The 26684-nt window shown below is 63.1% G+C and carries 24 protein-coding genes; 7 read left to right on the top strand and 17 right to left on the bottom strand.

Annotated features, from left to right (window positions below; translation table 11 throughout):
• The 6 genes from sufB to RDW26_RS03410 all read left to right on the top strand — a co-directional run.
• Positions 1 to 1080: Fe-S cluster assembly protein SufB (sufB, locus tag RDW26_RS03435; protein ID WP_307982527.1), on the top strand; the 1080-nt coding region annotated here is incomplete at its 5' end.
• Positions 1080 to 2396 (top strand): SufD family Fe-S cluster assembly protein, encoded by a 1317-nt coding sequence (locus tag RDW26_RS03430; protein ID WP_307982526.1) that lies wholly within the window; start codon positions 1080 to 1082, stop codon positions 2394 to 2396. The genes sufB and RDW26_RS03430, both read left to right, overlap by 1 nt.
• 3 nt (positions 2397 to 2399) lie before the next feature.
• Positions 2400 to 3734, top strand: a complete 1335-nt coding sequence (locus RDW26_RS03425) for an aminotransferase class V-fold PLP-dependent enzyme (RefSeq protein WP_081469051.1) — start codon at positions 2400 to 2402, stop codon at positions 3732 to 3734.
• Positions 3727 to 4146 carry a Fe-S cluster assembly sulfur transfer protein SufU gene (gene sufU / locus RDW26_RS03420; RefSeq protein ID WP_294362959.1) on the top strand — a complete coding sequence of 140 codons (420 nt, stop codon included), beginning with the start codon at positions 3727 to 3729 and terminating at the stop codon, positions 4144 to 4146. The genes RDW26_RS03425 and sufU overlap by 8 nt, the downstream gene beginning before the upstream one ends.
• Positions 4147 to 4669: 523 nt before the next feature.
• Positions 4670 to 5626, top strand: a complete 957-nt coding sequence (locus RDW26_RS03415) for a bile acid:sodium symporter family protein (RefSeq protein WP_307980736.1) — start codon at positions 4670 to 4672, stop codon at positions 5624 to 5626.
• 323 nt (positions 5627 to 5949) lie between these two features.
• Positions 5950 to 6774, top strand: coding sequence for an MBL fold metallo-hydrolase (locus RDW26_RS03410; protein WP_307982525.1), 825 nt, complete (start codon positions 5950 to 5952; stop codon positions 6772 to 6774).
• A gap of 106 nt (positions 6775 to 6880) precedes the next feature.
• Here the strand turns inward: RDW26_RS03410 and RDW26_RS03405 are convergent, their stop codons facing one another.
• The 8 genes from RDW26_RS03405 to RDW26_RS03370 all read right to left on the bottom strand — a co-directional run bounded on the left by RDW26_RS03405 (position 6881) and on the right by RDW26_RS03370 (position 14976).
• Positions 6881 to 7531: a molecular chaperone TorD family protein gene (locus RDW26_RS03405; protein WP_307982524.1), complete on the bottom strand. Its 651-nt coding sequence runs from the start codon at positions 7529 to 7531 to the stop codon at positions 6881 to 6883.
• 88 nt (positions 7532 to 7619) lie between these two features.
• The gene (gene nrfD / locus RDW26_RS03400) at positions 7620 to 8780 is read right to left on the bottom strand and encodes an NrfD/PsrC family molybdoenzyme membrane anchor subunit (RefSeq protein WP_307982523.1); all 1161 of its coding nucleotides are present in this window, start codon (positions 8778 to 8780) and stop codon (positions 7620 to 7622) included.
• A 12-nt stretch (positions 8781 to 8792) separates the two neighbouring features.
• Positions 8793 to 9419 (bottom strand): 4Fe-4S dicluster domain-containing protein, encoded by a 627-nt coding sequence (locus RDW26_RS03395; RefSeq protein WP_303869288.1) that lies wholly within the window; start codon positions 9417 to 9419, stop codon positions 8793 to 8795.
• 10 nt (positions 9420 to 9429) lie between these two features.
• Entirely contained in the window at positions 9430 to 11829 is a 2400-nt protein-coding gene (locus RDW26_RS03390; protein WP_307982522.1) for a molybdopterin-dependent oxidoreductase, read from the bottom strand.
• Between the two features lie 316 nt (positions 11830 to 12145).
• On the bottom strand, positions 12146 to 13093 hold the full coding sequence (locus tag RDW26_RS03385; protein ID WP_307982521.1) for a slipin family protein: 948 nt from the start codon (positions 13091 to 13093) through the stop codon (positions 12146 to 12148).
• Positions 13090 to 13530, bottom strand: coding sequence for a GntR family transcriptional regulator (locus RDW26_RS03380; protein WP_307982520.1), 441 nt, complete (start codon positions 13528 to 13530; stop codon positions 13090 to 13092). The genes RDW26_RS03385 and RDW26_RS03380 overlap by 4 nt, the downstream gene beginning before the upstream one ends.
• Before the next feature lie 127 nt (positions 13531 to 13657).
• Positions 13658 to 14524: an NrfD/PsrC family molybdoenzyme membrane anchor subunit gene (gene nrfD, locus RDW26_RS03375; protein ID WP_307982519.1), complete on the bottom strand. Its 867-nt coding sequence runs from the start codon at positions 14522 to 14524 to the stop codon at positions 13658 to 13660.
• 140 nt (positions 14525 to 14664) lie between these two features.
• On the bottom strand, positions 14665 to 14976 hold the full coding sequence (locus tag RDW26_RS03370; protein ID WP_276668179.1) for a hypothetical protein: 312 nt from the start codon (positions 14974 to 14976) through the stop codon (positions 14665 to 14667).
• 168 nt (positions 14977 to 15144) lie between these two features.
• Here RDW26_RS03370 and RDW26_RS03365 point away from each other — a divergent pair, with 168 nt between their 5' ends.
• The gene (locus tag RDW26_RS03365) at positions 15145 to 15354 is read left to right on the top strand and encodes a hypothetical protein (RefSeq protein WP_307982518.1); all 210 of its coding nucleotides are present in this window, start codon (positions 15145 to 15147) and stop codon (positions 15352 to 15354) included.
• A gap of 69 nt (positions 15355 to 15423) precedes the next feature.
• On the opposite strand, the gene RDW26_RS03360 is transcribed toward RDW26_RS03365, so the two are convergent.
• From RDW26_RS03360 to RDW26_RS03320, 9 genes are all read right to left on the bottom strand, one after another.
• On the bottom strand, positions 15424 to 15765 hold the full coding sequence (locus tag RDW26_RS03360; RefSeq protein WP_307982517.1) for a cupin domain-containing protein: 342 nt from the start codon (positions 15763 to 15765) through the stop codon (positions 15424 to 15426).
• A gap of 130 nt (positions 15766 to 15895) precedes the next feature.
• Positions 15896 to 16231 (bottom strand): cupin domain-containing protein, encoded by a 336-nt coding sequence (locus tag RDW26_RS03355; RefSeq protein WP_298628766.1) that lies wholly within the window; start codon positions 16229 to 16231, stop codon positions 15896 to 15898.
• A 137-nt stretch (positions 16232 to 16368) separates the two neighbouring features.
• The gene (locus RDW26_RS03350; protein ID WP_307982531.1) at positions 16369 to 20997 is read right to left on the bottom strand and encodes an acyl-CoA dehydratase activase; all 4629 of its coding nucleotides are present in this window, start codon (positions 20995 to 20997) and stop codon (positions 16369 to 16371) included.
• A gap of 53 nt (positions 20998 to 21050) precedes the next feature.
• On the bottom strand, positions 21051 to 21248 hold the full coding sequence (locus RDW26_RS03345) for a hypothetical protein (protein ID WP_307982516.1): 198 nt from the start codon (positions 21246 to 21248) through the stop codon (positions 21051 to 21053).
• A gap of 156 nt (positions 21249 to 21404) precedes the next feature.
• Positions 21405 to 22157, bottom strand: coding sequence for an ATP-binding cassette domain-containing protein (locus RDW26_RS03340; RefSeq protein ID WP_307982515.1), 753 nt, complete (start codon positions 22155 to 22157; stop codon positions 21405 to 21407).
• A 1-nt stretch (position 22158) separates the two neighbouring features.
• A complete protein-coding gene (locus RDW26_RS03335) occupies positions 22159 to 23313 on the bottom strand; it encodes an ABC transporter permease (RefSeq protein WP_307982514.1) in 1155 nt (384 codons plus the stop codon).
• Between the two features lie 14 nt (positions 23314 to 23327).
• Positions 23328 to 24569 carry a hypothetical protein gene (locus tag RDW26_RS03330; protein WP_307982513.1) on the bottom strand — a complete coding sequence of 414 codons (1242 nt, stop codon included), beginning with the start codon at positions 24567 to 24569 and terminating at the stop codon, positions 23328 to 23330.
• 314 nt (positions 24570 to 24883) lie between these two features.
• A complete protein-coding gene (locus tag RDW26_RS03325; RefSeq protein ID WP_307982512.1) occupies positions 24884 to 25483 on the bottom strand; it encodes a hypothetical protein in 600 nt (199 codons plus the stop codon).
• Between the two features lie 227 nt (positions 25484 to 25710).
• Positions 25711 to 26577, bottom strand: coding sequence for a KilA-N domain-containing protein (locus tag RDW26_RS03320; protein WP_288579170.1), 867 nt, complete (start codon positions 26575 to 26577; stop codon positions 25711 to 25713).
• Positions 26578 to 26684: the final 107 nt, after the last annotated feature.

Genomic DNA, 26684 nt, shown 5'->3' with positions numbered 1-26684 from the left:
CCCGAGGCCGAGCGCAGCTACCTGGCCGGCGTCGGCGCGCAGTACGACTCCGAGCTGGTCTACCACAACATGCAGGACACCGCCTCCCGCATGGGCATCGTGTACTCCGGCATCGAGGAGGCGCTGCACGACCCGCAGTGGGAGCCGCTCATCCGCGAGAAGTTCATGACGCTCATCCCGCCCACCGACCACAAATTCGCCGCCCTGCACGGCGCGGTGTGGTCCGGCGGCAGCTTCGTGTACGTGCCGAAGGACACCAAGCTCGACTTCCCGCTGCAAAGCTACTTCCGCCTGAACGCGAAGGGCGCGGGCCAGTTCGAGCACACGCTCATCATCGTGGAAGACGGCGCCGACCTGCACTTCATCGAGGGCTGCAGCGCGCCGAAGTACAACGTGGCGAACCTGCACGCGGGCGCCGTGGAGCTGTTCGTCGGCAAGAACGCGCACCTGCGCTACTCGACCATCGAGAACTGGTCGAAGAACATGTACAACCTCAACACCAAGCGCTCCACGTGCGACGAAGGCGGCTCGATCGAATGGGTGTCCGGCAGCTTCGGCAGCCATGTGGGCTACCTGTACCCCATGTCCATCCTGGCCGGCCGCAAGTCCACGTGCACGTTCACGGGCATCACGTTCGCCGGCACGGGCCAGAACCTCGACACCGGCTGCAAAGTGGTGCTCGCCGCACCGGAGACCTCGGCGTCCATCGAGACGAAGTCCATCTCCAAGGGCGGCGGCGTGTCCACGTTCCGCAGCAGCGTGGTGGCCACGCCGAAGGCCGAGAACTCCGCGTGCAGCGTGTCGTGCCAGAGCCTGATGCTCGACGATCACAGCCGCTCCGACACCATCCCGGCCATGGACATCCGCTGCAAGCACGTCGATATCGGACATGAGGCCACCATCGGCCGCATTGGCGACGACAAGGTGTTCTACCTGATGAGCCGCGGTATTTCGGAGGAAGAGGCCCGCACGATGATCGTGAACGGCTTCGCCGACCCCGTTTCCAAGGAGCTGCCGCTCGAGTACGCCGTGGAAATGAACAACCTCATCAAGCTGGAAATGGAAGGGGCGATCGGATAATGGGCGCCGACGTTTTGAGCAACGTGAACGCGATGCCCGCGCCTACCTGGCATCGCCTTGATATGAACGAGACCGCCGTGGAGCTGCCCGAGGGCCTGTCCTTCGCAGCCCAGGCGGAAGTGGAGGCCGCCGCCGAGCTCATCGGCGAAGCGGGCGCCTTCGACGCGGCCGTGGCCGCGCTGCAGGAGCGCGTCGATGCGGCTCGCGCCGCCGGCCCCCCCGCCGGGGCCGCGCGGCAGGAGCGCGTCGAGGCGGCTCGCGCCGCCGGCCCCGCCGATACGCGCGCCATCCTGAAGGCGGTCGACCCCGACGTGGACCCCGCCGACCTGGACATCCCCGCGCTTTCCACCTACGAGCACAAGGCCGTGCGCCAGGAGATGGCGAACAACGTGGCCGAGGCGTTCGAGTGCGGCATGGGCGAGCAGGCCACCGAGTGGCTGTCCCAGGCCGCCGGCAAGGCCGCCGCAACCGTGTTCGCGCCGGCCGCCGGCAAGCGCGGCCAGGCCACCGTGCGCATCGCCGGCGTCGACGGTGCCGCCAACGTGGCCGCCATCGACGTGGTGGCCCCCGCGGGCGCTGCGTTCGACCTGACCGTGTCGCTTGACTCCCCCGCCGCCGGCAGCGGCGTGGTGGGCGTGGTGCTGCGCGTGTTCGCCGGCGAGAACGCCCACGTCAACGTCACGTCCGTGCATACGCTCGACGAAACGTGGATGGCGCTCGACGACACCGGCATCGTCTGCGACGAGGGCGCGTTCGTCACCGTTCGCCACCGCATGCTGGGCGCCGGCAAGTCCTACACGGGCCTGGCCACCGACCTGCGCGGCGACCTGTCGCGCGTGGACGTGGACACCCGCTACCTGGCCGCCGGCCAGGACGTGCGCGACTTCAACTACGTCGTGCGCCATCGCGGCAAGAAGACCCGCTGCAACATCGACGCCAACGGCGCGCTCATGGGCGAGTCGAAGAAGGTCCTGCGCGGCACTATCGACCTGGTGCGCGGCTGCAAGGGCGCCGAGGGCACCGAGCGCGAGACCGTGCTTCTGGTAGACGAGCGCGTGGACAACAAGACCATCCCCGTCATCCTGTGCGACGAGGACGACGTGGCCGGCAACCATGGCGCCACCATCGGCCACGTTGCCGCCGACCAGCTGTTCTACCTGAAGTGCCGCGGCCTTTCCCAGGAAGCCGCCGAGGGCCTGTTCGCCACGGCCACCCTGGAGGAAACGGCGCTTACCATCGAAGACGAAACCGTTCGCGCGGGCGTCGGCCGCCTGGCCGGCCGCCTGGGCATTCCCTATCAGGAGGTGGAAGGCTAGCTTATGTCAGCTTCCGCAAACAACGCAGAGCTCGATCGCACGGCGTGCGCCGTGGCCGACGCGGCGCACGCCGCCCAGGCCTCGGCCACGGCCGGCGACATCGTGTGCGCCGCCAACATCGCCGAGAACCCCTACAAGCGCGACTTCCCGCTGCTTGCCAACCATCCCGACCTGGTGTTTTTGGACAGCGCCGCCACCGCGCAGCGCCCCGCCGCCGTGCTTGACGCGCAGCGCCGCTTCTACGAGGAGATGAACGCCAACGCCCTGCGCGGCCTGTACCGCCTGTCGGTCGAGGCCACCGAGGCCATCGAGATCGCCCGCCAGCGCGTGGCGAAGTTCATCGGCGCGCCCGACGCGCACGACATCGTGCTCACGCGCAACGCCTCCGAGTCGCTCAACATCGTGGCGAAGGCCTTCGCCCCCACCGTGCTTAAGCCCGGCGACGAGGTGTGCATCACCATCATGGAGCACCACTCCAACCTCATCCCGTGGCAGCAGGCCTGCCGCGCGGCCGGCGCGAAGCTCGTCTACCTTTACCCTGACGAGAACGGCGTCATCACGCCCGAGGAGATGGACGCGAAGATCGGCCCGAAGACCAAGATCCTGTCCGTGGTGCACGTGTCCAACGTCCTTGGCGTGCAGAACCCCGTCGAGGAGCTGGGCCGCCGCGTGCACGAGCAGGGCGGCTACCTGGTGGTCGACGGCGCGCAGTCCACGCCGCACATCCATGTGGACGTGCAGGCCATCGGCGCCGACTTCTTCGCCTTCTCCGCGCACAAGCTGTTCGGCCCGTTCGGCATGGGCGTGCTGTGGGGCCGCGACGAGCTGCTCAACGCCATGCCGCCGTTCCTCACGGGCGGCGAGATGATCGACTCGGTCACCGAGCAGGACGCCACCTGGGCGCCCGTGCCCGAGAAGTTCGAGGCCGGCACGCAGGACGCCGCCGGCATCTACGCCACCGCGGCGGCCATCGCCTACGTGGAGTCGGTGGGCCTCGACGTCATCGCCGCGCGCGAGCAGGCGCTCGTGCGCTACTGCATGGACGAAATGGCGAAGCTGCCCTTCGTCACCATCATCGGCAGCCCCGACCCCGACATGCACCACGGCGTCATCAGCTTCAACGTCGACGGCATCCACCCGCACGACGTGGCCAGCATCTTGGACATGGACCAGGTTGCCATCCGCGCCGGGCACCATTGCGCGCAGCCGCTGCTCACCTGGCTGGGCGTGGAGAACCTTGCCTGCTGCCGCGCCAGCCTGGCGTTCTACAACGACAAGAAGGACGTCGACGCCTTGATCGAGGGCCTCGGCAACGTTTGGAGGACCTTCAATGGCTAACATCTACACCGCCGCGCTCATGGAGCACAACGCGCATCCCGACTACAAGTACGACATGGAGGGCGCCACCGACGAGCACGAGGGCGTGAACCCCAGCTGCGGCGACGAGATGGTGCTGAAGCTGCGCATCGAGAACGGCGTCATCGAGGAGGCCGCGTTCACCGGCCACGGCTGCGCCGTCTCGCAGGCATCCGCCGACATGATGGCCGACCTGGTCACCGGCGAGACCGTCGAGGAGGCGCGCCGTCTGTGCGGCCTGTTCATGAAGATGGTCAAGGGCGAGACGCTCACCGACGAGGAGAAGGAAGACCTCGACGAGGCGGCCCAGCTGGAAAGCATCAGCCACATGCCCGCGCGCGTGAAGTGCGCCGAGCTGGGCTGGCGCACCCTGTCCGAGATCATCGGCGAATAGGAGCGCGAAACCGCCATCGCAAAGCCGGGAGGGGTTAGCCCCTCCCGGCTTTTTTGGTTTTGCGGGGAACGGAGCTACGGGACGTGGACGAACAGGGGACGGAGGTGTGTTCAGGGTTATTCCTCGCGTTTTGGGCAAAGCGTCGTGAACGCACCTCCGTCCCCTGTTCGCCGGGCGTTTCGTTCTCGCCGGTCCCATTCCCTATTCAACAAGTAGGGAATTATTCGGTTGTCGGTAACATTTTGCCGACGAATGGCTATACTCGCGTTTGTCCTAGTTTTTCGAGCCCCGCCCGGATACCCGGGCGGGGCTCATTTGCGTTTCTGGGGCAGCGGACATGCCGCAGACCGAGCTCCTCGTGAACAGGGGACAGAGGTGTGTTCACGGTCGATCCTCGCGTTTTCGACAAGGCATCGTGAACACACCTCCGTCCCCTGTTCACCGGTCAAACGCCGCATATGCGGGCTTCGTCGGCGCAGCGTCCCCTTCCCCAGCAACGCGCGCACGTTAGAAAGGTTTCATCATGAAGGTCCTTGAGAAGATCAGCGACTTCGCCGGCAAATGGATGGCCATCATCGCGCTTGCGGTCGCCATCATCGCCTTCGTCGCGCCCGCGCCCGTGCATGCGGCGCTGCCCACCAGCTGGGTCAACCCGCTGCTCGGCATCGTCATGTTCGGCATGGGCATGACGCTCAAGCTCGGCGACTTCAAGGTGGTGTTCACCAAGCCGAAGGCCGTGATCACCGGCATCCTGTCCCAGTTCATCATCATGCCGCTGATCGCCTGGGTGCTGTGCCTTGTCTTCCAGCTGCCTACCGAGCTTGCCGTGGGCGTCATGCTTGTCGGCTGCTGCCCCGGCGGCACCTCCTCCAACGTCATGACGTACCTGTCCAAGGGCGACGTGGCGCTGTCCGTCGGCATGACCGCGTGCACCACCATCATGGCCCCGGTCGTCACCCCGGCGCTCGTGCTGCTGCTTGCCGGCCAGAGCGTCGACGTCAGCTATGTCAGCATGCTGCTGTCCATCGTGCAGGTGGTGCTCGTGCCCATCGCGCTGGGCTTCGTCATCAACGCCGTGGCGTCCAAGGTTGCCCAGGCCTGCTCCAAGGTGCTGCCGCTCGTCTCCGTCATCGCCATCTCGCTGATCATCATGGCCGTGGTGTCCGCCAACGCCGCCAAGCTGGCGACCGTCGGCGCGCTGATCATCGTGGTGGTCATGCTGCACAACGTCTGCGGTTACGCGCTGGGCTATTTCGTGGGCCGCACGCTCGGCCTGTCGAAGGCGCAGATGCGCACGCTGTCCATCGAAGTCGGCATGCAGAACTCCGGCCTTGCCACCTCGCTTGCCACCATGCACTTCGCAACCATGCCGCTAGCCGCCGTGCCCGGCGCCGTGTTCAGCGTGTGGCACAACATCTCCGGCGCCATCTACGCCAACATCCTGGCCCGCACCGCCGGCAAGGACGCGAAGGCAGAATAACGCCGCAGCGCCGCGCTGGCGCTTTATCGTTTGACCTGGTTTTCAAGCCCCGTCCGGTTATCCGGGCGGGGCTTGTTTGCGCATGCGGGCGCGAACGCGAACAGGGGACGGAGGTGTGTTCGCGATACGTTGCCGAAAGCGCGAGGATCGACCTTGAACGCACCTCCGTCCCCCTGTTCACGCAGAGCCGGCCTTCCCTCCCGCGTTTTCAAGCGGGCACGCAAGGGGATTGCCTGCCCTTTACAGGTGATGCCAACGTGCCCCGCAGAATGCTGCTAGTATGGGGAACGTTTTGATTGGATAGCGGATCACGGAGGATCGACATGCTCGCATTGCACGTATTGGCCAGCGGAAGCTCGGGGAACGCCGCGGTGGTCGAGAACACCGCCACCGGCGCCGGCGTGCTGATCGACTGCGGCATCTGCAAGCGCGACTTCCTCAACCGCTGCGATGCGGCCGGCTTCGATCCCGGCCGCATCCAGGCTATGTTCGTGACGCACGAGCACGGCGACCACGTAAAGGGCCTCGGCGTGGTGCTGCGCGGGCTGGCGAAAATCGGCAACGTGCCGCCGGTGTTCGCGGCGGGCGCGTGCACGGCGAACAGCAGCGCGCTGGCGAAGGTGGCCGAGGCGTTCGACGTCCGCGAGATGGCGACCGGCCCCGGCGCCGTCGAGACAGCGGGCATGCGCATCATCCCCTTCGCCACCAGCCACGATGCCGCCGCGTCGTTCGGCTTCCGTATCGAAGACGCCGCCGATGGCGACGCGGTGGGCTACTTGACGGACTCCGGCATCGTCACGGCGCAGGCGCACGCGGCGCTGCGCGACGTGCGCATCCTGGCGCTGGAGAGCAACCACGACCCGAAGATGCTGGCCGCCGGGCCCTACCCGTACGTCATCAAGCAACGCATCGCGTCGAACAGCGGCCACCTGTCCAACGGCCAGGCGGCCGCCGAGCTCAGCACGCTGGTAGCCGAATCGCGCGCAGCGGGCCAGCGCCTGCCGCAAACGGTGGTTGCCATGCACGTGTCGCAGAACAACAACGACTACAGCCTGGCCAGGCGCACGCTCGAGGCGGCGCTCGGCGATGCGGGCTGCTACGCGGAAACCCTCTGCGGCTACCAAGCCCGCCTCACCACCGCCCGCTAAAACGCAAAAGGCGGTGCGCCCCGAAGGACGCACCGCCTAACCGGCAGTTTCTGGCTTCGCGCGCCGCGAATCCCTGGAACGGGAACACCCGCCGCGGGTCAACCGATCACGCCTGCCGCTTCAGCAACGCCAGCGCAAAATCAAGCAAGCGAACGAAATAGCCCTCCGGCTGCGACGCCGCCACCTTCTCGCGAAGACGGGGCACCCAGGCAAGCGGATGCTCGCGAATAAACGACGCGATCTCCTCCGCATCCGGTGCGGCCACATCGCAGGCGGCGGCGCCGGAGGGTTCTTCCGATGCCCGGCGGCAAAGCTCGGACAGGTACAGCAACTCGATACCCACATGGTCCTCGTACTGGTTGTTCTCGTTGCACAGCTCCAGGCCGAGGGCGCGCAAGCGCTCACGCATGGCGAACGTCGCCTCGCCGAAGCCGACATGCGAATCAACGGGGCCGTTGGCGGACTCCCAAGGTGCGGCCGCCGGCTTCGGAGGGCCGACGAACAGCTTAGTGAACTCGACGGACACGCGCTGCACCACCTCGGAGCGGGCGGCATCGGCAGACGCGCGCTTGGCCCAAGACGCCAACGACTCGGCCGAATCGGCCAGCGCGCCATCGAGCAGGCCGCCCAGCTCGCGCCAGAACGCCGGATCCAGGCCGACCGATTCCGTACGGCTCATAGGAGACAGCAGGCTATTGCCCAAAAACGCATACAGCTGGGATGCGACCATCCATTCCTCGCCCGTCATCGAACGCATTTCCCGTCCTTTCAAACCAAACGACCCGTTACGCCATCAAGAAGCGCCGTCCGCGTCGCCCCGGTATGGGGCGCCGCGCAACATGGCCTTACGCCTTCGCAACCAGCTTCTTCGACAGAAGCGCGATGCCCAGGATGCAGAAGCTCACCACCGCCGCCACCACGGCGAACTCGACCGGCTGCGGCATGTACGACCCGGCAAGCGCCCACATGTCGAACCCGTCGGCGCCGCGCGCCGCGGTCGACCCGGACGAAATGCCCGGCGCGCCGTACACGTTCGTGACCGCGAAGCTGGTGAACAGCAGCCACACACGCTTGCAAAACACGCCGCACATCACCAGGGCGCTGGCGGCAACCACCACGCCCGTGCGCTCGCGGCGCTTAGCGGACGCCAGCAGCACGAACGGGAGCAACAGGCCGCCCAGGATCTCGAACCAGAAAAACGGTGCAGTCGCGCCCGAGGTCATGATGCCGAGCACATGGGATGCGCCCTCGGTCCCCGGATACGCCGTGGTCAGAAGCTCGCAGCCGATGAAGAACGCATCCACCGCGATGAACGTGGCCAGCAAGCGCGCCAGGTTCGCGAACAGCTCGCGACCGCAATCGAACACGCCGGCCTTGCGCACCGCCGCCAGGACCACCATCAGAAGCGCCAAGCCCGAGTCGCAGGCCGATGCCACGAAGATGGGGGCCATGATGGCCGAGTACCAGCCCTCTTTGGCGATCTCCAGGCCGAAGATCCACGCCGTCACGCTGTGCACCAGGATGGCGACCGGCAGCGCCACGTACGACAGCATCTTCACCTTGCGCTCATCGCCGCGACGCAGCCAGATGATGTCCAGCACGTTGATGACCAGGTACGTCGTGATGACGCACATGTCCCACGCCAGCGGGCTGGTGAAGTTCAAGTGGATAAACATGTTCCAGATGCGCTGGATGCCGCCCAGGTCGATCAGAATGAACGCGCCTGCGCACAGGATGCACACCGTGGAGGTGATGACCGCGGGCATGGACACGCGCTTGAACGACTCGATGCCGAACACGTGCGCCGAGCTTGCCACGATCAGGCCGCCGGCGGACAGGCCGACGAAGAACATGAAACACGTGATGTACAGGCCCCACGACACGCCGTTGGACATGCCCGTCACGCACAGGCCCTGCGTCAGCTGGAACAGGTAGGCGCAGAAGCCGATCACCATGATCGCCGCCAGAACGCCGACGCCGATCTTAGACTGAGCCGAAAGTTTCATAACGGCACCCCTTTACTCGTCGAAGTAGAAGACTTGGGGCTTCGTGCCCTTCTCTTCCAGCAGAATATGCACGCTCTTGCCCTTCGTGGCGCGCAGCTGCGCCAGCTCCGAGTTCGGGTCGTCCAGATCGCCGAACACGCGGGCGTGCGTCGGGCAGCACACCACGCACATCGGCTCCTCCCCGGCATCGGTGCGCTCCTTGCACAGCGTGCACTTCTCCATCACGCCGCGGGTGCGCACGGGCACCCGCGCGTCGCCCCAGTTGAAATCGCCGTCGCGCTGAGGGTCTTCCCAGTTGAACACGCGGGCGTTGAAGGGGCAGGCGGCCATGCACATGCGGCAGCCGATGCAGCGGTCGTAATCGATCTCCACACGGCCCTGCTCGTCTTTGTACGTGGCGCCGGTCGGGCACACCTTCAGGCAAGCCGGGTTCTCGCAGTGCTGGCACGCCAGGGGCACATAGGTGCGCGTCAAGTTGGGATACTCGCCCACGGCGCCGTCGATGGCATCGCAGCCCTCGGTGATCACGCGGTTCCACAGCATGCCGTCGGGCACGTTGTTCTGCATCTTGCAAGCGTTCGCGCAGGTGTGACAGCCGATGCAGCGATCAAGGTTGATACCGATTGCAAGTTTCGTCATGGCATATCACCTACGCTTTCTTCACTTCGACAAGGGTGTCGTTGTACGGGATGGGCGCGCCGGTGGGCAGGTACTCATCGCGCGGGTTCACGTGATCGTTCGTGACGTTCTGCGTGTTCCCCTCCTCGATGTACTTGCTCCAGCCCGCTTCCCAGGTGCGGCAGGATCCGGGGCGCACGGCGTTGTTCGCGCGCGCCACGCACTTGAACGAGCCGCGGTCGTTGAACGCCTCCACCAGGTCCCCGTCGGCGATGCCGCGCGAGGCCATGTCGGCCGGGTTCAGCTCCAGCGTGGGCTTGGCGAATTGCTGCACCCACTTCGCCGCCTTGAAGTGCGAGTGGTTGGAGAAACGGGTGCGCGTCTGCGTGAACTGCAGCGGGTACTTCTCCGCCAGCGGGTTGCCGACGTACGCCTCGTTGTTCTCCTCCCAGTTCGGCCATGCCTGCTCGCAAGGCTTCCATGCCTCGTAGTACGGCTCCATGCGCGTGGTGGGGGTTTCGAACTTGAGGTCGGTGTAGGCGCGGCGCGGCTCGTCGACGTCGGCCATCTTCATGCTGCCGTGGTTCTTCTCCAGCTCGGCCAGCGTGATGCCCTGCTCGGCTAGGTCCTCGGAGTGCTCGATCTGGTAGCGCACCAGTTCCTCCGCGGTCTTGGGCAGATACTCGCCCACGCCCATCTCCTCGGCGATAAGGCGCATAACGTCGAAGTCGGGCTTGCTCTCGAACAGCGGGTCGATGCACTTCGTCTGCAGGTTCACATGGTTGTAGTCGCTGCGCACGATCGAGTGCTCGACGGTGTCCTCGAACTTGCTGCACACCGGCAGCACGATGTCGGCGTACTTCACCGTGTCCTCGTAGTACATGCCGATGTGGACGATGAAGTCCAGCGAGTCGATCCATCCGCGCGTCTTGTTCATGTTCGCCCAGTACTGCTGGAACGTGTTGCCCAACGAGATGATCACATGCACGCCGCCATCGCGATCGGGGAAGCGGTCGGAGCGGACGTCCAGCTTAGCGGGCTTGAACTGCTCGGGAAGCTCCCATTCGCCCAGCGCGACGCTGTAACCGCCGCCGCCGATGCCGTGGCCGATGCCGCAGCCGGGCTTGCCGATATTGCCCGTGAGCGACACCAGCACCATGCCGGCATGGCCGATGATGTCGGGATTGGAGTACTTGTCGGAGCCGCCCTGGCCGAACGCCAGGTACGCCGGGCCGCTCGTGGCGTACTTGCGCGCCACCTCGGCGATCGTCTCGGCGCTTGCGCCGCAAACGCCCTCGGCCCACTCGCACGTGTACGGACGCTGGTTGCGCTTGAGGCTTTCGAGCACGGTGATGGCCTTCTTGCCGTCAACGTCGAACGAGCCCTCGAGCGCAGCGGTGGCAACGGCCTCGGCGTACGGGACCGCCGCGCCCTTGGCAGCGTCCCACACCATGAAATCGCCGGGATCGACCGGCTCGCCGGTCTCCTCGTCGGTTCCCCAAGCCGCGCCCGTGCGCAGCAGCTTGCCCGTGGCCTCGTCCATGAGGAACGGGAACGACGTATGCTCGCGCATGTAAGCTTCGTTATACAGCTTGTTGTCCAGGATGTAGCTGACCATGCCCAGGTAGAACGCCGCGTCGGTGCCCGGGATCACGGGGATCCACTTGCTGGCCTTGCCGGCCGTGGTGGAGAAGTGCGGGTCGAGCACGATGATCTCGCAGCCGGCCTTCTTCGCGTCCAGGAACGTGTTGGATTGCATCATGGAGCTTTCCAGCAGGTTGGTGCCGGAGATCACGAGCGTCTTGGTGTTCACCCAGTCGCGCGTCTCGTTCGTGCCGCCGCCGAACACGTCGCCGCCGATGGCCGGCGCGGAGCCGTTGCCCGTGCCGCGGTCGATGCCGGGCTCGACGCCGGTGGCGCAGCCCAGAAGCGCAGGCAGGAAACCAAAGCGCGGCTCATTGGAAGCGGACATGTACACGGACTGCTTGCCGTACTTGTCCCAGGCCTTCCTCAGCTCGTCGCCCACCGTCTTGATGGCCTCGTCCCAGCTGATCACCTCGAACGAACCCTCGCCGCGTGCGCCGACGCGGCGCATGGGCGACTGCAGGCGCTCATCGCTGTAAACGTGCTGGATCTCGGAAATGCCCTTCACGCATACGTGGCGGTAGTACGGATCGACCGTGTCGTTGGGCTGGATCATGGCCAAGCGGCCGTCACGCACCGTGCATTTGAGCGAGCAACGCCCCGTGCACATGAACTGGTGCAGCGTGTATACGGTCTTCTCATCGGCAGCCTGCTGCGTGGCGGCGCCCAGCCAGGCGCCGCAGCCGGTCATGGAACCGGCGGCAGCCAAGCCCGTCGCTCCCGCAACGCCGACCTTGAGAAAATCCCTACGGGTCAAACCGCGGCTTGCGCTTTGCGTTCCCGTCATCTCTCCTCCTCGGTTATCTCTCCGAAAGCATCGACCCCGTACCGCGCGCCTCCGCCCGTTTGCAACCGCGCGAAAGAAACGGCCCGAGATCAAGCTCCCCCATTCGTGCATACCATGGATGGCCAACCTCTCGAGCCGTATATTACTCTTATGTTGAACTAGTTCAATAGTTCAATGGTTATGTTTTGCAAAGAATATTTTCTACCTGCGGAAACGTTTGCTTGTTACCTGCTGCAGCAGGTGATTTCCCGACTTGTTTGCCTTTTGAGTCCATCGAATCGGCAGCTGCAGCAGTGCAAGCCCGAAGCATTTCCGGCTACTTCGCCATATCCTTGCCCAGGTCGACGAAGCCGTCGGCCAAGCTGCTGGGCGCAAGGAGGACGCCCTTGCCGTCGCGGGCGCTTTCGTAGGAAAGGTTCATGGCGCGCAGCTGCATGGCGCCCGGCTCCTCGTTGTACACGCGTGCCGCCTCCACGTACATCTCCGAGATTTCGCGCTCGACGTCTGCCAGCAGCACGCGGGCGTCGCGCTCGCGCTCGGCCTGGGCCTCTCGCGCCAACGAGTCCTGCAGCTCCTTCGGGATCTTAATGTTGCGGATCTCCACGGAGATGACGCTGATGCCCCACTCCTCGCACTTTTCGGCCATAAACTCCTGCAGCTCATGATCGAGCTGGCGACGGCGGACGGAAAGCTCGGCGAGCGTTACCTGGCCGATGGCGTCGCGCACCGCCGTCTGCGCCGCGCGGCGCACGGCCTGCGGGAAGTTCGCCACCTCGAGGCACGCCTTCTCGGAGTCGTAGACCATCCAGAACAAGATGGCGTCAACGTCCACGCTAACCAGGTCGGACGTCAGCGCCTGCTCGGCGTAGAACGCCGTGGTGATGGTTCGGCGGTCGATGTGCATCGCCACGGAGTCCACGAACGGCACAACCACATACACGCCCGGGCCCGCGATCTTGCGGAACCTGCCGAAGCGCAGCAGCGCCACGTGCTCCCATTGCGCCGCCACGCGCAGCGTCGACGCGAGCAGAAGCCCCGCCGCCGCCGAACCGAGTACGGTGAACACGCTCAGCCACGGCGACGAGAGGGCGAAAACGGCGGCAAAGCCCACCGCGAACATAAGCAGGGCGAAGCTGTACACGCCTACGCGGCTTGCGTCCTTTTCGGTGATGATGTTGTCGGGGGACTCGTGCGACACAGTGGCGAACGCGACGTCCGCCTGCTCGCTTCCGCGATGCCCGCGCTGCGGTCCGAACCTTCTCATACGAACATCCCCCCTGCCCGCTTCGCCACCGCCGCGGCGGCATCCGCCTCGGACAGCCCCAGCTCCTTGCATTGCTCCAGGAATTTGTCGATCAGCATATCCACCGCGGCTTTCGCGTCTTGCGCCTCGTAGCCGCTCGAGTTGATCTCGGCCACGAACGTGCCCTTGCCGCGGCGCGTGATGACGTAGCCGTCCTTCTCGATATCGCGATACACCTTGCTGACCGTGTTGTAGTTCACCTTCAGCGACGAGGACAGGTCGCGCACCGTCGGCAGCTTCATGCCGGGAGGGAACGTGCCCGACACCACCAAGTACACCAGCCTGTTGCGCAGCTGCATCCAAATGGGAATGCCGCTCTCCTCGTCGATGGTGATGAGATCCTTATCGGCGACCAGCACGGATTCGCCGGTTTGCCTTGTGTTGGAGATCGCCGTCATGGCCCGCCCCGTTCCGTATCGATGCGTTTCGCTTAAGGCGCTTAGAGCCGTCACATGCCCGGTTTCCTGCTTTCGCGCGGACCCGAAGCGCCTTGCGCCAGCGCATAGTTTACCTAATGAACTATCATTATGTCACAATCAGCGAAATCGGGGTGTGCGAAGCCGCGAGCACCACGCAATATCGCAGGCACAGCCCGCCGGCCAACGTCGAAGCGGCGCTTATCTGCCGCAAGACCGGCACGGGGGCCACGCGCGCGATCGAGTCCGCGAAGACTGGGATGACGAAGCCGCACAGCACGAGCCCGCCCCAGAAGATCCCTGCAAGCTGTCCCGAAAACAGCAGTTCGCAAGACCGCTGCGCCGCGCCGCCCGCCAACCACCGCGACGCAAGGAACGCGACCAGCTCGACAAGCTCCGCCGCGCGCAACAGGCGGGCAGCGCCCTTCAGCGCCGGGAACCTTTGCGCTGATCCCGAGAGGATGAAAGCAGAGAGCGAGATAAAAGCGCAGCCGCAGCTTACGGCGGACACGACGAACAGCGCGACCAGAAGCCAGGTGTTCCAAAACTCGACGGCCGCCATCGACGACAGCAGCACGCCGGTATAGCCCATCACGCCGACGGCCGCCACAGCACCGGCGATTTCCAGGAAGCGGAACAGATACGGCACGTCCACCTTTGCGGCGATCATTGCCGATGCCGCCAACGAGAGCGCCAAGCCCAGCATGATCAGCCATGCGCCCATCGACACGATGGAGCGCAGCGGGTTCTCGAACAGGTACCATATATCGAAGGGGTTCCCCAGATCGCAGAACAGCATAAGCGCCGCCAGCGCCAAAAGCCCGAAGGCGCCGAACATGCCGCATCGCGCGCAAAGCGGCACGCGGCGCACATCCCAGCCGGGGTTCGCGCGGGCATCCATCACCGTGGCGCACAGGAAAGCGCCTCCGGCCGTGCCGGCGAGAAACAAATACCAGATAGCGAAATCGCTGAACACGCGCACCCCTTCCCTTACCACGCCGCAGTATACCCAACCAACGGCGCAGCAGGCAAAAGCCGAAGGATCGCGGAAGGTCGCTGCCCATACATCCGGACACTTTGGGGACGTAGCACTAACTGTCCGGAATAGGGAAACCGCTAACGGGCGTCCTCCCAGGGATGGGAAGTTAGATGCCAGCCGCCGCAATAGGGGCACTCGTAGATCTGCAGGCCGCGTTTGCCCTGCTTCTGGCACCAGGCAAGGTTTTCCTGCGCCTCTGCCAGCGTGGCGTAACGATTCTTTGATTCGCACGCCTTATATCGCTGGGCGCTGTCGCGCTCCTCCGCAAGGTGAGCATGGCGCGAATCTTCCCGCGCGAACACGTCGTCGAGCGCATCGAAACCGCCCAGCTGTGCGTTGAACTGCGCTTTCTCTTTCGCCCAAGAAGAGCGATTCTTCTTCGAGGCCATAGTCTCCCCCCCCCTCAAAACAAATCACCTCACCATATACCAAGCTGCGCCGTTTTTCTCAAACAACTTCCGATACTGCGAAACCGGTCATCGAACGGTTGGCGGCCATGCGCCGCGGCAAGCTATTTCGGACTCATTTTCTTCACCAATGTCGCCAAGTCCGACCCGGTGCTCGCCACGCTGCTGGCCTTCGTCACCTTCGCGGTGAGCTTCCTGGCCCGCCCGCTCGGCAGCCTGCTGCTCGGCGGACAGAACGCGGCCATGGTCATGAACTTCGGCATCCAGGCGCTTGGTTGGTGCCTGGGCGCGATGGCCGCAATCGCCCTGGTCGCGCTCGTGTTCTTCCGCGAAAGCAAGGACGTGGACTTCGAGCAATAGTAATCCCGAACGCACCCAACTTAAGCCCGAGAGCGCGGTCAAGCTTCAAGCAAGTCTGTCCCGCTTTTGCTATTCTGAGGGCTTCACCACCGTAAGCTGCATTTTGAACGGGGTAACGCCGCGCACGCTGTGCGGGCTTCCCGAGGTCATGACGATAGATTGACCTGCGGAAAGCTGGTGCGGCACGTCGTTAACGGTGATTTCGCCCGTGCCCTCGAGCACTGTGATGAGCGCGTCGCCCGACGCTGCGTGGCTTGACATGCCCTCGTCGGCGTCAATGGCGAACACCGTCATTTTGCAGCCCGGCGTCTGCGACAACGTAAGGCTGTTCACGCGGCCCGGTTCGATTTCCACCAGGTCCTTCAGAGTGAAAATGCTTGCATGCTCCACGTTTTTAATGAGTTCTGCCATGGGATTTCCTTTCTTGCTGCATCATCGTGACACGTCGTTGACCTGCCACGATGCCTGTGTTTCTCACTACCTCTATCCTTCCGGTCACCGATATAAACCGGCTTAAGGATGGGCCAGCTCCAGCAAACGCTTACTCGTGCGCATTCAGCTGCAGCAGCTTGAAGCCTTCGCCGCCCGCGTCTTCCACGGCATGTTCAACATGCGCGGGGACACGCAACACCTGACCAGCCTCAAGCACAATGCGGCTTTCCGGCAGCACAACGCATGCCGCGCCCTCCACCAGGTAATACAGCACATCGCCGAAGTATTCTTCCTCGCTCACGCTTTCACCCGGTGCAAACGCCAGCAGCGTAAGGTCGAACCCAGCATTGCGCGTAAGCGCCATGCTCGACACCTGACCTGGGCGAATATCGATCATCTGAGCCAGCGACGTTGCGGCATCAGTTGGTAAGTTGCGAAGCGGCATAAAAGCCTCCGTTCGTTCGTGGCCTTAAGAGTTGCGTTGCCTCGATTGCGAATATAAGCGAATCTTGCTTGTCAATGCCATCATGTAGCGAAAATGGCAACTCGGCGCCGTGTAGCGCCGCCTATTGGCAGGCGGCGCTACACGTAGTACAAAAACGATCGCAGGCGCTCTTCGACGCTTTGGTCAAGCGCGCCGTCGAACGCCAAGTGAAAAAGCGGTGCCTGGCAAGGCACGCTCTTCAAGCGCAGCATGATGTCGGCGTTCTCGTACATAGACGCCACCGCCACAACGCCGTCGGCCCTCTGGCCCGCCTGCACTGCCTTCGCGTACCGATACCGCGCGTTCGCGCCTGCAAACTGACCCAGCGCATCGGTTGCAATCTGGCGAAGCTGCGAATGGTCCGACGCATAGGCGGACATATCACCCAACGCGTCAGCCACTTGCTGCATCATGCCGCCAAGCCGCTCAAGCACCGCGTGCCACTGGTCTTGTGGCAGCGTGCGCTGTTCCGCGCCGAACAGCGGGTCAGCCTCAACCGCCGCGCTCACTTCCAGCGGCTCCGTTGCCAGCTGCGGCTGCGCCGCCGCGTGCTCATGCGAACCGTCACAGCCGCCAAGCGCGTGAGCGCATGCTGCTTCGCAACCGACAGCAAGCGCCTGCACGTCCGAAAGCGTGAGCGTCTGATCACGGTCGGATTCAGGCTGAGACGCCGGCACGTCCGGCAGGCCCACCACCCTCGGTGCGCCGGTTTCTCCCAACATGGGCATGAGGCCGCCCACCACTTTGCCGTGCCTTGCCTCGTCGCAGCCGTCTTCCCAGACGAACAGCAAGTATTCGGCGAACGGGGCGCGCATCGCACGGTAGCCTTCGCCCTCCAAGCGGGCGAACAGACCGCCCGTGAGCTCGTCGCCGACAACCAGCGGCCACTCGCCCACAAGCGCAAGGGTTTTGCGAGGCGCTACAGGCACATCCTGCCAGCTTTCCCGGGCAGCGCTCGCCGCCGTCAACACGTCTTCCAAGGTCAGATGCGGTTTTGCGAACGCTTCCTGCAGCGCGGGACGCGCAGCAGGCGCGGCCGCCCACACCACATCACCGGCAAGCACATGCACGAACAAGCCCTCGAGATCAGCCACATTGCACGGCAGCAGCTCCACATCGGGTGCCACAACACGCACGTCGCCATGCCCCTTCGCATCCAGTACGCTACGGATAACGCGGTCGAACTGCCCATCGGCTTCGCCGCCCTGCGACGACGGCAGCAACAACTGGCCGACGCGCCAACCACCTTCCGCACTCGCGACTGCAGCCGCAGCGACATCACGTTCGGCATGCGGCCCGTCAACAGCACCAGCACCTTCGCCGTATGCTTGCGCCGGGCCCTCAGAGCGCACGGCCGTACAACCATCGGCAGCAGCCTCCCCATCGCCACCTTCGCCCACAGCTGCCAAGCTCACGCCCAGCAAGCTGGCGAACGAGTAGTATTCCTTGCTGGTGCACTCTTTACGCCCCAGCTCCAGCGTTGTCGGCGTGGGCACCAGCTCGCGCACGGGAATGCCCTGGTCACGCAACCACTGCGCCGCAAGGGGACCATACGGCCCGAACGATGGCAAGCCCGCTAACTCGCCTTCGCGCAGCGGCTCGCACGCCGAGTTCACCACGTGCCGCGACGTAGGCGCGCCGCGCAAATCCGCCGCCTCGTAATGCTCGATAGCGTTCAAAAACGCCTCCACGCGCGTTTCCACGCCCACCTTCGAGTAATGCTCGTCCATCTCGATGTGCAGGTACGGCTTGCTCCCCATTTCCTCGGCGAACAGATGGCTGATCATGGCGTCGGGGCCGCAACCGTGGTTGGTCAGGTACACGGCGAACAGGCGCGGGTCGCGGCGAACGAGCTTCGCGCCTGAAAGGATATGCTGGCCGAACGGCCACACCACGCCAGGATAATCCGCGGATATGCCCAGGTCATGCGCATGCAGGTGACTTACGGTGATAACTTTCCAGCCTCGATCGAGCAGCATGTCGGGTATACCCATGTTCAGCGCCGGGTCCACGATGCCGTAGTTGCGCGTGACCAGCACGATAACGCGCTCTCCTGGTTTCAGACCGGCCAGCAGCTGATCGCCCAGCTCCTCGGTTTTGCGCGTGAACTCCGTGACGGCGAACCCGCCGGCCAGCATGGCGCGCGCCGTTTCCTGCGGCGTGCGGCCAAGTTGCGCTCCGACCTGCAGCATGACCTCCGCCATGGCACCCTGTCCGAAATCAAGGTTCATCAGGGGATTCAACAGCGTGATGCCGTGGCCTTCGTAGTCCAGTTCGGACGCCACGATGGCCGGGATGGACTGCATATACGTGCACGCGTAGTTGTGCGGCACCGTCGACTTCAGATGGCGAATGGTGTGCACGCTGGGCATGAACACGTAATCGACGTCCATATCAAGCAGCTGCGCCATGTGACCGTGCACCAGCTTCACGGGGTAGCATGTCTCGCCTTGTGCGCTTGCCTGCGCAAGGCGCACCGTCTCCTCATCGGATGCGTCGGTCAGCACCACGTTGAAGCCGAGCTGCTTGAAGAAAGCGTTAGCCATGGGAAATAGCTTGTGCAACATCAAGCAGCGTGGGATACCCACCGTTTTCTTCGCCGGGTCGCGCGTGGGGTCGTAGCCTTCGAGGAACATCTCGTCGACTTTATGGAAGAACGCGCGGTTTGCGGCGATTTCAGCCGGGTCGATGCGGCGGGTTTCGTGCGAGACGCCCAAAAGGTCCCAGCCCTTGAAGTTAGAGAGCACATTTTCCCGTCGGCAAACGCACGAGCTCGACACTGTGGCTGCACCATGCGCCACACCAGCACTTTCACCGTTTTGCACCGGTTCTAGCACGCCCTGGGACTCCGCAGCCAGCAGCGCTGCACCCACGGCACCCGAAACGGCGAACCACGGGCTGACCGTAAGGCTCTCGCCCGCATACGCGCGGAAGGCCGCCACGATGGCGGGGTTGTAGGCAACGCCGCCCTGCAGCACAATGCGCTGCCCCACTGGTTTGGCGTTCACTACTTTGTGCAGGTAGTTGCGCACCACCGACAGGCACAGGCCGGCAGCAACCTCGGACTTGGTCGCGCCTTTCGCCAAAGCGGCATTAATAGCGGTTTCCATAAACACCGTGCAACGTTCGCCCAGTTCAACGGGATGTTCCGCCGAAAGCGCCAGCGAGCCGTAATCGGGAAGCGCAATGCCCAGGCGCGCCGCTTGCTCTTCCACGAAACTGCCCGTGCCCGCCGCGCACACCTTGTTCATTTGGAAATCGGCCACCTGGCCAGCAACCAGGCTGATGTACTTAGAATCCTGCCCGCCGATTTCGAACACGGTGTCCACTTGCGAGTCAGCCGCAGCGGCAGCGCGCGCTTGTGCGGTGATCTCGTCGCGTACGGCATCGGCTCCGATGAGCTTGCCGATCATGGTGCGCCCGCTGCCCGTCACACCCGCGGCCACTACACAGGCGCGATCGCCCACGCGCTGCGCCAACGAGGCAAGCCCGTCGCGCACAGCCTGCTTGGGGTTGCCGCGCGTGCGCAGGTACTGCGCGTCCAGCAGCACGCCGTCAGTGCTGACAAGCACAAGGTTTGTGCTGGTAGATCCCACGTCCACGCCCAGCGCCACTGGCACGGGAGCACCTTGTTCCAGCGCATCCACCACCGCCGAGCGCGGCATCGCGCCGCCTTCGCGGGCGGGCGAACCCTGCGGGTTCCACGGGCTTGGGGCCAAGGCGAAACCGCGATTCGGCGCGCAATCGACCCGCGGCAGCTGAGGCAGTCGCGGCAGATCGTCGGCCTGCGCAGCCTGCGTTCCTTCAAGCGCAGAGCGCAAGGCATCAAGCGGCGCAAGCCCCGCGGACGCGCTACTTGCCGCGCCCGCGCCCGCAACATGCAAACCCGCGCCATCGCCCGCAGCAATGCGTTCGTCATCGCGCCTGCCCGTGCCTTCCGCCGCTGCCAGCGCCGCGCCCACCGCTTGCGCGCACACAAGCTTCTCGTCCGCGAGCAATTCGTCTTCCGCCAGGTCAAACACCTCGCGCACCGCACGAACCACGCCAGCGTTCTCCAGCACGCCGCCAGCCAGCGCCATCGGCTTTTCAACCGGCAGGTTTCGCACGATAGTGGCCTTGAACGCCTTGACCGTGGCGTGGCACAAACCCTGCAGGATATCCTCAACCGGCACGCCTTCCTGCTGACGGTGAATGATGTCAGTTTTGGCGAACACGCTGCAGCGCCCCGACAGCCGCGGCACGCTGCGCGCACCGGCGACCAAGTCGGAATAGCGCTCGAGCGGCAGGCCCAGGCGCTGCATCTGATCTTCAAAGAAGCTGCCGGTGCCGGCCGCGCAGCTTTCGTTCATGGCGAATTCCGGAGCCACACCATCGGCGATGCCAGTAACGAACACGCCCGACTGTGCACCCATGCCGATGATGCACGCCGCCTGCGGATTCAGCGCACGCACGCCTTTGACCAGGGCCGGAACCTCTTCAAGCACACGCAAACCCGGAACCAGCGCACGCAGCATGTCCGCGCCGCTGCCCGTAGCGACCACACCGCCGCACGCCTGAGCGGACAGCGGCAGGGATCGGTCGGCGCTCCCATCGGCCAGCTCGGCCAGCATCGCGCGCAAACACGGCAACGGCGAGCCTTTGTGCGCACGCCGAATCACGCGCAGCACGGTGTAACCTGCGTCAACCGCCGCCACTTTCACCGACGACGCACCGATATCGATTCCCATGTAATACACGCTCTGCTCCTTCAAGCTGCTCTCGTCTATCTCGCGCGCAAAACCTACGCGCCGGCCTTGTATGCCTCGAACTCGCCCAAAAACTCGTCGCAATCAAGGCTGCGCACCTGGCACACGTCCTCGAACGTGACCAAGTCGACGATGGGGTTGTCCAGCGAGAAGGGGAACCCCTTCGACTGCAGGAAAGCTTCGAGTTTCGGCTCGTCCGCGCACAGCTGGCGCATGGTCTTGGTTGTGTCCATATGCAAATCCTTTCAGAGGATCGATAACGTTTCTGGGCGGCTCGGAACATGATCGGCCTCACGAAACTGCCGCCCCATCAGGTATGCGCCCGCAAGTACCCCGCGATGCCGGCGCGCCGTCGGCTCGCCCGCCGCGGACGACTTACCTAGCTTTCGTCACACCGCCGCCTGCAGCCACGCAAACCCCACCGCAGCGTCCGCACCACCGTCTTGCACATCGGCCAGGTTGATGCGATCGGCACCCAACAGGCGCGCGTCGTCTTCGCCGTGTGTTGTCACCAACAGCGTACGACCGGCGCGATGGCGCAGCACGAAGGCGATGACGTTCTCCTTCGTTGCTTGATCCAGACCGGTAAACGGCTCGTCAAGCACGATAAGGTCGCTTGGGAACGCCACCGCGCGCGCCAGCGAAACGCGCCTGCGCATGCCGCCGGAAAGCTCCATGGCTGGCTGCCCCAGGCAATCCGTCGGCAAGATCTCTGCCAGCAGCGCGGCGACGTCGGCCCGCCGCGTCTCGGCTGGCAGCACCAGCGCCACGTTCTCCACCGGCGTCAAGGTTTCGCACAAGCGGTCTTCTTGGAACATCATGCTGATGCGACCAGGGGAAATGCCGCGAATCTCTCCGGAGTCGGCGTGTTCGAGGCCCAACAGCACCCGGAACAGCGTGGTCTTGCCGCTGCCCGACGGCGCCATCAGGCAGCGCACGCCGCCGCCCGGCAACGTGAACGTCACGCGCCGCAACACCTCGTTGGCACCATACGCCTTGTACACGTGGCAAAACTCCACGTCCGACAACGCGCCGCCAGAGGCAAGCGAGTCGGCCGCGCCGAATAACGCCGCACCCGCGAACGCGCCTTCACCCACGGCCACGCCAGAGCCCGCCGCCCTCTTCTTCCCGAATAGCCCCACGTCACTTGCCTCGCTTCCCGATGAATCCGCCAAGCGGACGGTTCGCGCGCTTCAGCAGCGCCATGAACGCCTTCTCGAACAGCACCGACGCCACCATCACCACCACGGTCCACGCCAGCAAATCGGGCGTGTCCAAAAATGTGCGCGCCGTGGCCATCTCTTTGCCGATAGAGGGTTTCGGCGTGGCCAGAACCTCGGCCATGATGCCGCTTTTCCACGTCATGCCCAGCGAAATCTTGGTGCTGGACAGTAGAAACGGCATGAACGCCGGGCGATACACGTACAGAAACGTGCGCCACTTCGACAGCCCGTATACGCGCGCCATCTCCAGCATCTGCTTGTCCACGCTTTCGAAGCCGGTGACCATGTTCGTGTAGATGAGCGGCAGCACGATGAAGAACGCCAGGAACACGGTGAGCGCCTGGTTGCCTACCCAGATGAGCAGCAAGATGATGAACGACGCCACGGGGATGGTGCGCAGCAGGCTGATGATGGGGTCAACGAAGTCGCGAAACAGGCGCACACGGCACGCCACCAACGCCAATAGGAATCCCACGACGAACGACAGCAAAAAGCCCAGCGCGATGCGGCCGAAGCTTGCGCCGACGATCATCCAGAAGTTCGGCATAACCACCTGGTCGGCCAGCGCCTGCAAGGTGCGGATAGGCCCGGCAAGCACAAGGCGGTTGTCGACCACGTGGTCCAGCAGTTCCCACACCACCAGCCAAAACGCAATGATGATCGCCTTGCGGGCGAACTGCTTGCGCACGCTGGTCTTGCTGGCGGCGGCGCGGCGCTCGGCCGCAGCGCGTTCGGCGTCCAAAATACGCTGCGCCTCGTCCTCGGCCATGAGCCCTTGCGCCGACATCACGCGCACCACCTGGCTTTTCGCCACGCCCATGCTGGTGAGCATGCTCATGATCTCCTCGCAGGTGACGCCTTTAGCGGTTGCCGTCTGCATCGTGAAGCCCATCTGCGCGTCGGCCATGCCGTTTTGCCGCACCATTTGCGCCATCATGGCAACTTTTTCTTCAGGCATGCCCACCTTCGCGGCAATGGCGGCGAACTGCATACGAGGCAGCTCATCGGGCGCATCGGTGGCGACGGCACCACGCGCGCCCATGCCGCCCACCAGGCCTTTCAACTTTTCGAACATGGTTCCCTTTTCCGCTACTTGCCGCCAAGCGCTTCAACGGCGGCCTGCGCGTCGGCCGCGCTAGCGGTCACGCCGCCGTTGCCGGTGCCGGCGCTGCTTTCATGCTGCGTGGCCTGCTCCAAGCCCGCCTGCAGGAAGCGCTCGTCCAGCTGACCTTCAGGCGGCAGGTAATAAAAGTCCTCACCGGGCATCTTGCCGCCGATAGAATCGGGATTCGCCAGATACAACTCGTGCAAAAATCCCGACAGCGCCGTGCGCATATCCTCGCCCGTCAGGTTCACCATGGAAATGTAGGGCATGGCGTCAAGCGCCACGGAGTTGTTCAAGAACGTGCCCAGCTCCTCTTGCAGCGCGGCGGCGTCGCCCATGTTCTCAAGCGTCCACGCCACCGACTGACCCGCCATGTTCAGGTACTCGACGACGGCCTGCTCGTGCTCCTCCAGGAATTGCTTGTTCACGATGGTTGTGGTGGTGACGGCCTGGCTGCCTGTGTCGGCGAAGGCGCGGTCCCACTCAACCGTCAGGTCGATGGGAATATACAGCGGGTTGACCAGGATTTTTGCCAGCGACACGAACGGCTGCGGCAAAATGGCCACGCACCCATCTTGCTGCTGCATCATGTTCAGCACCTCAAGCGGGCTCGATTTGAACTCCAGGTTGAACGTGCCCTCGAGACCATTTTTCGCCAACAGCGCCTCAATGGTGTACTCTGGCGTGCCACCCTCGCCGTAGCTGTATACGGTGCGGCCGCGCAGGTCGTCGAGCGTGGACACCGATTCGTCGTTGGTCATAACATACAGCACGCCCAGATTATTCACGCTGATAACCTCGTACTGGTTTTTCAGCTCGGTGTTGTTGTACAGGATAGGGCCGATATTGCTAGGCAACGTGCAAATGTCGTAGTCGCCCTTGTTGAACAGAGCAGACAGGCCCACATAGTCCACGCCGTTAGGCTCGAACGTGAAGTTGTTGAACGTTTTGCCCGTCTGAGCAGCCACGATGAACTGCGACAGGCCCATAGACGGCGGGCCCATGATAAGGCCGACGCGCACATCACACGCATCGGCGCTGCCCATAAGCTCGCGCGCTTCGGTGTACGTGGAGAACGTAACGCCATCGTTTACATCGCTGCCGCCCGCTGCTACGCCGCCCTTCGCGCCTTCGCCCGACGAGCATCCGCCCAGCCCCAACGCCGAAAGCGCCGCCACGCCCGCAAGCGCGGTGAAGCTGCGCCGCGTCATCAAGAAGTTAGCCATATATGTCCGCCTTTCACACGGAAAGGCTTTGACGGAAGCAACACGTGGAAAGCCAGCCAATGTATGCGCCCGGATTAATCACCGCTAATCATAATGCCCTGTCAAAGCCGCTTTTATATACGGCTAACAAGTTTAGTTAAACGAGGCGAATTTGTCAGTGACCTATGTTACCTATAGACAACTTCACGAAAAGTTTGCAAAGGGAAATTCACGGACCGGTGATCACAGAAGAAAACATTGCATTAGGCATACCTTGCCTCATCTTTATGGCTCTATAATCTTCTTTATTTCCATCGCCGCAACCCTTCTTGCGCTTATGCCGTTGCCTGAGCTTTTGCAGGACGCCCGGCCTTAGGCTTTTCGACAAGGCGGGCCTCTATGCTATCGAGCGTCACCCAAACAGTGCCCCCATCCCTAAAAGCTTCCAGCTGATTCGCCTTGACCATCTGCGAAACACGACCCTTGGTAACGCCGAGCATTTCAGCCGCGCGCGATGCGTTAACTTTGCGAACAGTGCCTTTGTCGGCATTGACCGCGACAATAACAACCTTACCGCCATTTTTCGGCTGGTTGCCAAACGTCTGCTTCGGAAAAGGCTCATCGTGGATTGCCCGATATTCACACTCACCCTGCAACCATTCTGCAGCCATTTCACAGGCATCGGCAAAAATGGCTGCCGCAACTGCCCGGCGGATGTAGTCGAAACGATCGGAGCTTCTTTCATCTACTGCGGCTATCATTGATGCCGGAAACTTTACCGTAACCGTTACCAGCGGCTCGTCGGCAATTGCTGCAGGACCAACAGGTATGCAGTCAAGCCGACCATCCCACGTGCCCGACTCGTATTCCGCACACTCGTGCTCAATATCTTCCGCAGAGAGTGTTTGCCCATTCGCAAGTTTGCAATCAGCCATAGCTACAACCTCCTTTGCGCGCACGCTATCTCGTGCATCATTTCCTTAGTTAGAGGTGTCATAGCATGGTACGCAAGCCACTCGCCGTTCTCCAGCAACGCGCCCACAATCTCTATTTCACTGCCGTCCAAACCAAGACCGATTCTCACTTCTCACTCGCCCGGTACACGCACTGCGCCAATCCCGTAATGCTCCCATGCGTATTTAATATCTTCGCCAGTGCTCAATCACTGTTTTTTGCTATCTGCATCATCGATTTGTAGCTTTCGCTCAAGAGCTTTCAGCGTTGGATTTCCCTCGAGCGCCGCAAACTGCTCCCTGGCCATGGCATTTAAATATTCTGCGCGCTCTTCCCTACTTGCCCCCGCCTTTATAAGCTGCGCGTTCATACTTTCCAAGTTTGCCAACACCACAAGCTGACGCAGCGTTGCCGCATCGCGTATGTTCCCTAGTTTGCCAAGATTTTCGTCGCGCCACTGCTTCGCCGTTTTCCCGAACAATGCAACATTAAGCACATCGGCCTCCGTTGCATACGTAAAGTGCGCGCCTTTCCCAGCAATATCCGGAATCAAATTGCTCTTTACTGCTTCCGTATGAATTTGGTAATTGATTTTTGAAAACAGCCGCTTCTCATTCCAACCAAGTGACAACCTGCTACTTTCGTCAGCCTTCAACCGTCGATAATCTTCGATAACGTACAACTTGAATTCCGGTGATATCCACGATGCGAACTCGAAAGCGATATCCATATGAGCATACGTTCCGCCATAGCGGCCACGCTTTGACCTGATGCCTATAGCCTGTGTAGCAGAAATCCATTTCGTCGGCGTCAGAATAAACGAATTGAGTCCGGCCTCCTTTTTAAAGGCATCGAATTCGATGCCTTTAAAACGCGGGTTATGAATTTCCTCCCAAACACCCAAAAACTCAATGGTGTTACGATTGCGCATCCAGTTTTGTATGACCATCTTCGGCTCATCGCTTTTGTACCTTGCGATGTCCGTTATCGAAATAAAATCATCTTGTGTCCCATCGCCCACAACGCAAATTTGCACTCCAAGTGCTGTGATGTGCCCATTAATTTGTTTGTCCATCCTCGCCCCTTTTCAAACCAAAATCCGCTAAATCTCACATTGCCAACCATCTTTTCATATAGAACATGTGTTTGTTTTAATCATATCAGAAACAAACATATGTTCTA

This window comes from uncultured Senegalimassilia sp. (assembly GCF_902464545.1).
Taxonomy (GTDB): domain Bacteria; phylum Actinomycetota; class Coriobacteriia; order Coriobacteriales; family Eggerthellaceae; genus Senegalimassilia.
The sequence above is the reverse complement of the archived record's forward strand: the minus strand, read 5'-3'. Positions and strand labels throughout refer to the sequence as shown.

What these genes read in the sequence shown, in the direction of transcription:
- RDW26_RS03430 (WP_307982526.1), top strand. Translation starts at nt 1,080, where the DNA reads ATGGGCGCCGACGTTTTGAGCAACGTGAACGCGATGCCCGCGCCTACC.
- RDW26_RS03425 (WP_081469051.1), top strand. Translation starts at nt 2,400, where the DNA reads ATGTCAGCTTCCGCAAACAACGCAGAGCTCGATCGCACGGCGTGCGCC.
- sufU (WP_294362959.1), top strand. Translation starts at nt 3,727, where the DNA reads ATGGCTAACATCTACACCGCCGCGCTCATGGAGCACAACGCGCATCCC.
- RDW26_RS03415 (WP_307980736.1), top strand. Translation starts at nt 4,670, where the DNA reads ATGAAGGTCCTTGAGAAGATCAGCGACTTCGCCGGCAAATGGATGGCC.
- RDW26_RS03410 (WP_307982525.1), top strand. Translation starts at nt 5,950, where the DNA reads ATGCTCGCATTGCACGTATTGGCCAGCGGAAGCTCGGGGAACGCCGCG.
- RDW26_RS03405 (WP_307982524.1), bottom strand. Translation starts at nt 7,531, where the DNA reads ATGCGTTCGATGACGGGCGAGGAATGGATGGTCGCATCCCAGCTGTAT.
- nrfD (WP_307982523.1), bottom strand. Translation starts at nt 8,780, where the DNA reads ATGAAACTTTCGGCTCAGTCTAAGATCGGCGTCGGCGTTCTGGCGGCG.
- RDW26_RS03395 (WP_303869288.1), bottom strand. Translation starts at nt 9,419, where the DNA reads ATGACGAAACTTGCAATCGGTATCAACCTTGATCGCTGCATCGGCTGT.
- RDW26_RS03390 (WP_307982522.1), bottom strand. Translation starts at nt 11,829, where the DNA reads ATGACGGGAACGCAAAGCGCAAGCCGCGGTTTGACCCGTAGGGATTTT.
- RDW26_RS03385 (WP_307982521.1), bottom strand. Translation starts at nt 13,093, where the DNA reads ATGAGAAGGTTCGGACCGCAGCGCGGGCATCGCGGAAGCGAGCAGGCG.
- RDW26_RS03380 (WP_307982520.1), bottom strand. Translation starts at nt 13,530, where the DNA reads ATGACGGCGATCTCCAACACAAGGCAAACCGGCGAATCCGTGCTGGTC.
- RDW26_RS03370 (WP_276668179.1), bottom strand. Translation starts at nt 14,976, where the DNA reads ATGGCCTCGAAGAAGAATCGCTCTTCTTGGGCGAAAGAGAAAGCGCAG.
- RDW26_RS03360 (WP_307982517.1), bottom strand. Translation starts at nt 15,765, where the DNA reads ATGGCAGAACTCATTAAAAACGTGGAGCATGCAAGCATTTTCACTCTG.
- RDW26_RS03355 (WP_298628766.1), bottom strand. Translation starts at nt 16,231, where the DNA reads ATGCCGCTTCGCAACTTACCAACTGATGCCGCAACGTCGCTGGCTCAG.
- RDW26_RS03350 (WP_307982531.1), bottom strand. Translation starts at nt 20,997, where the DNA reads ATGGGAATCGATATCGGTGCGTCGTCGGTGAAAGTGGCGGCGGTTGAC.
- RDW26_RS03345 (WP_307982516.1), bottom strand. Translation starts at nt 21,248, where the DNA reads ATGGACACAACCAAGACCATGCGCCAGCTGTGCGCGGACGAGCCGAAA.
- RDW26_RS03335 (WP_307982514.1), bottom strand. Translation starts at nt 23,313, where the DNA reads ATGTTCGAAAAGTTGAAAGGCCTGGTGGGCGGCATGGGCGCGCGTGGT.
- RDW26_RS03330 (WP_307982513.1), bottom strand. Translation starts at nt 24,569, where the DNA reads ATGGCTAACTTCTTGATGACGCGGCGCAGCTTCACCGCGCTTGCGGGC.
- RDW26_RS03325 (WP_307982512.1), bottom strand. Translation starts at nt 25,483, where the DNA reads ATGGCTGATTGCAAACTTGCGAATGGGCAAACACTCTCTGCGGAAGAT.
- RDW26_RS03320 (WP_288579170.1), bottom strand. Translation starts at nt 26,577, where the DNA reads ATGGACAAACAAATTAATGGGCACATCACAGCACTTGGAGTGCAAATT.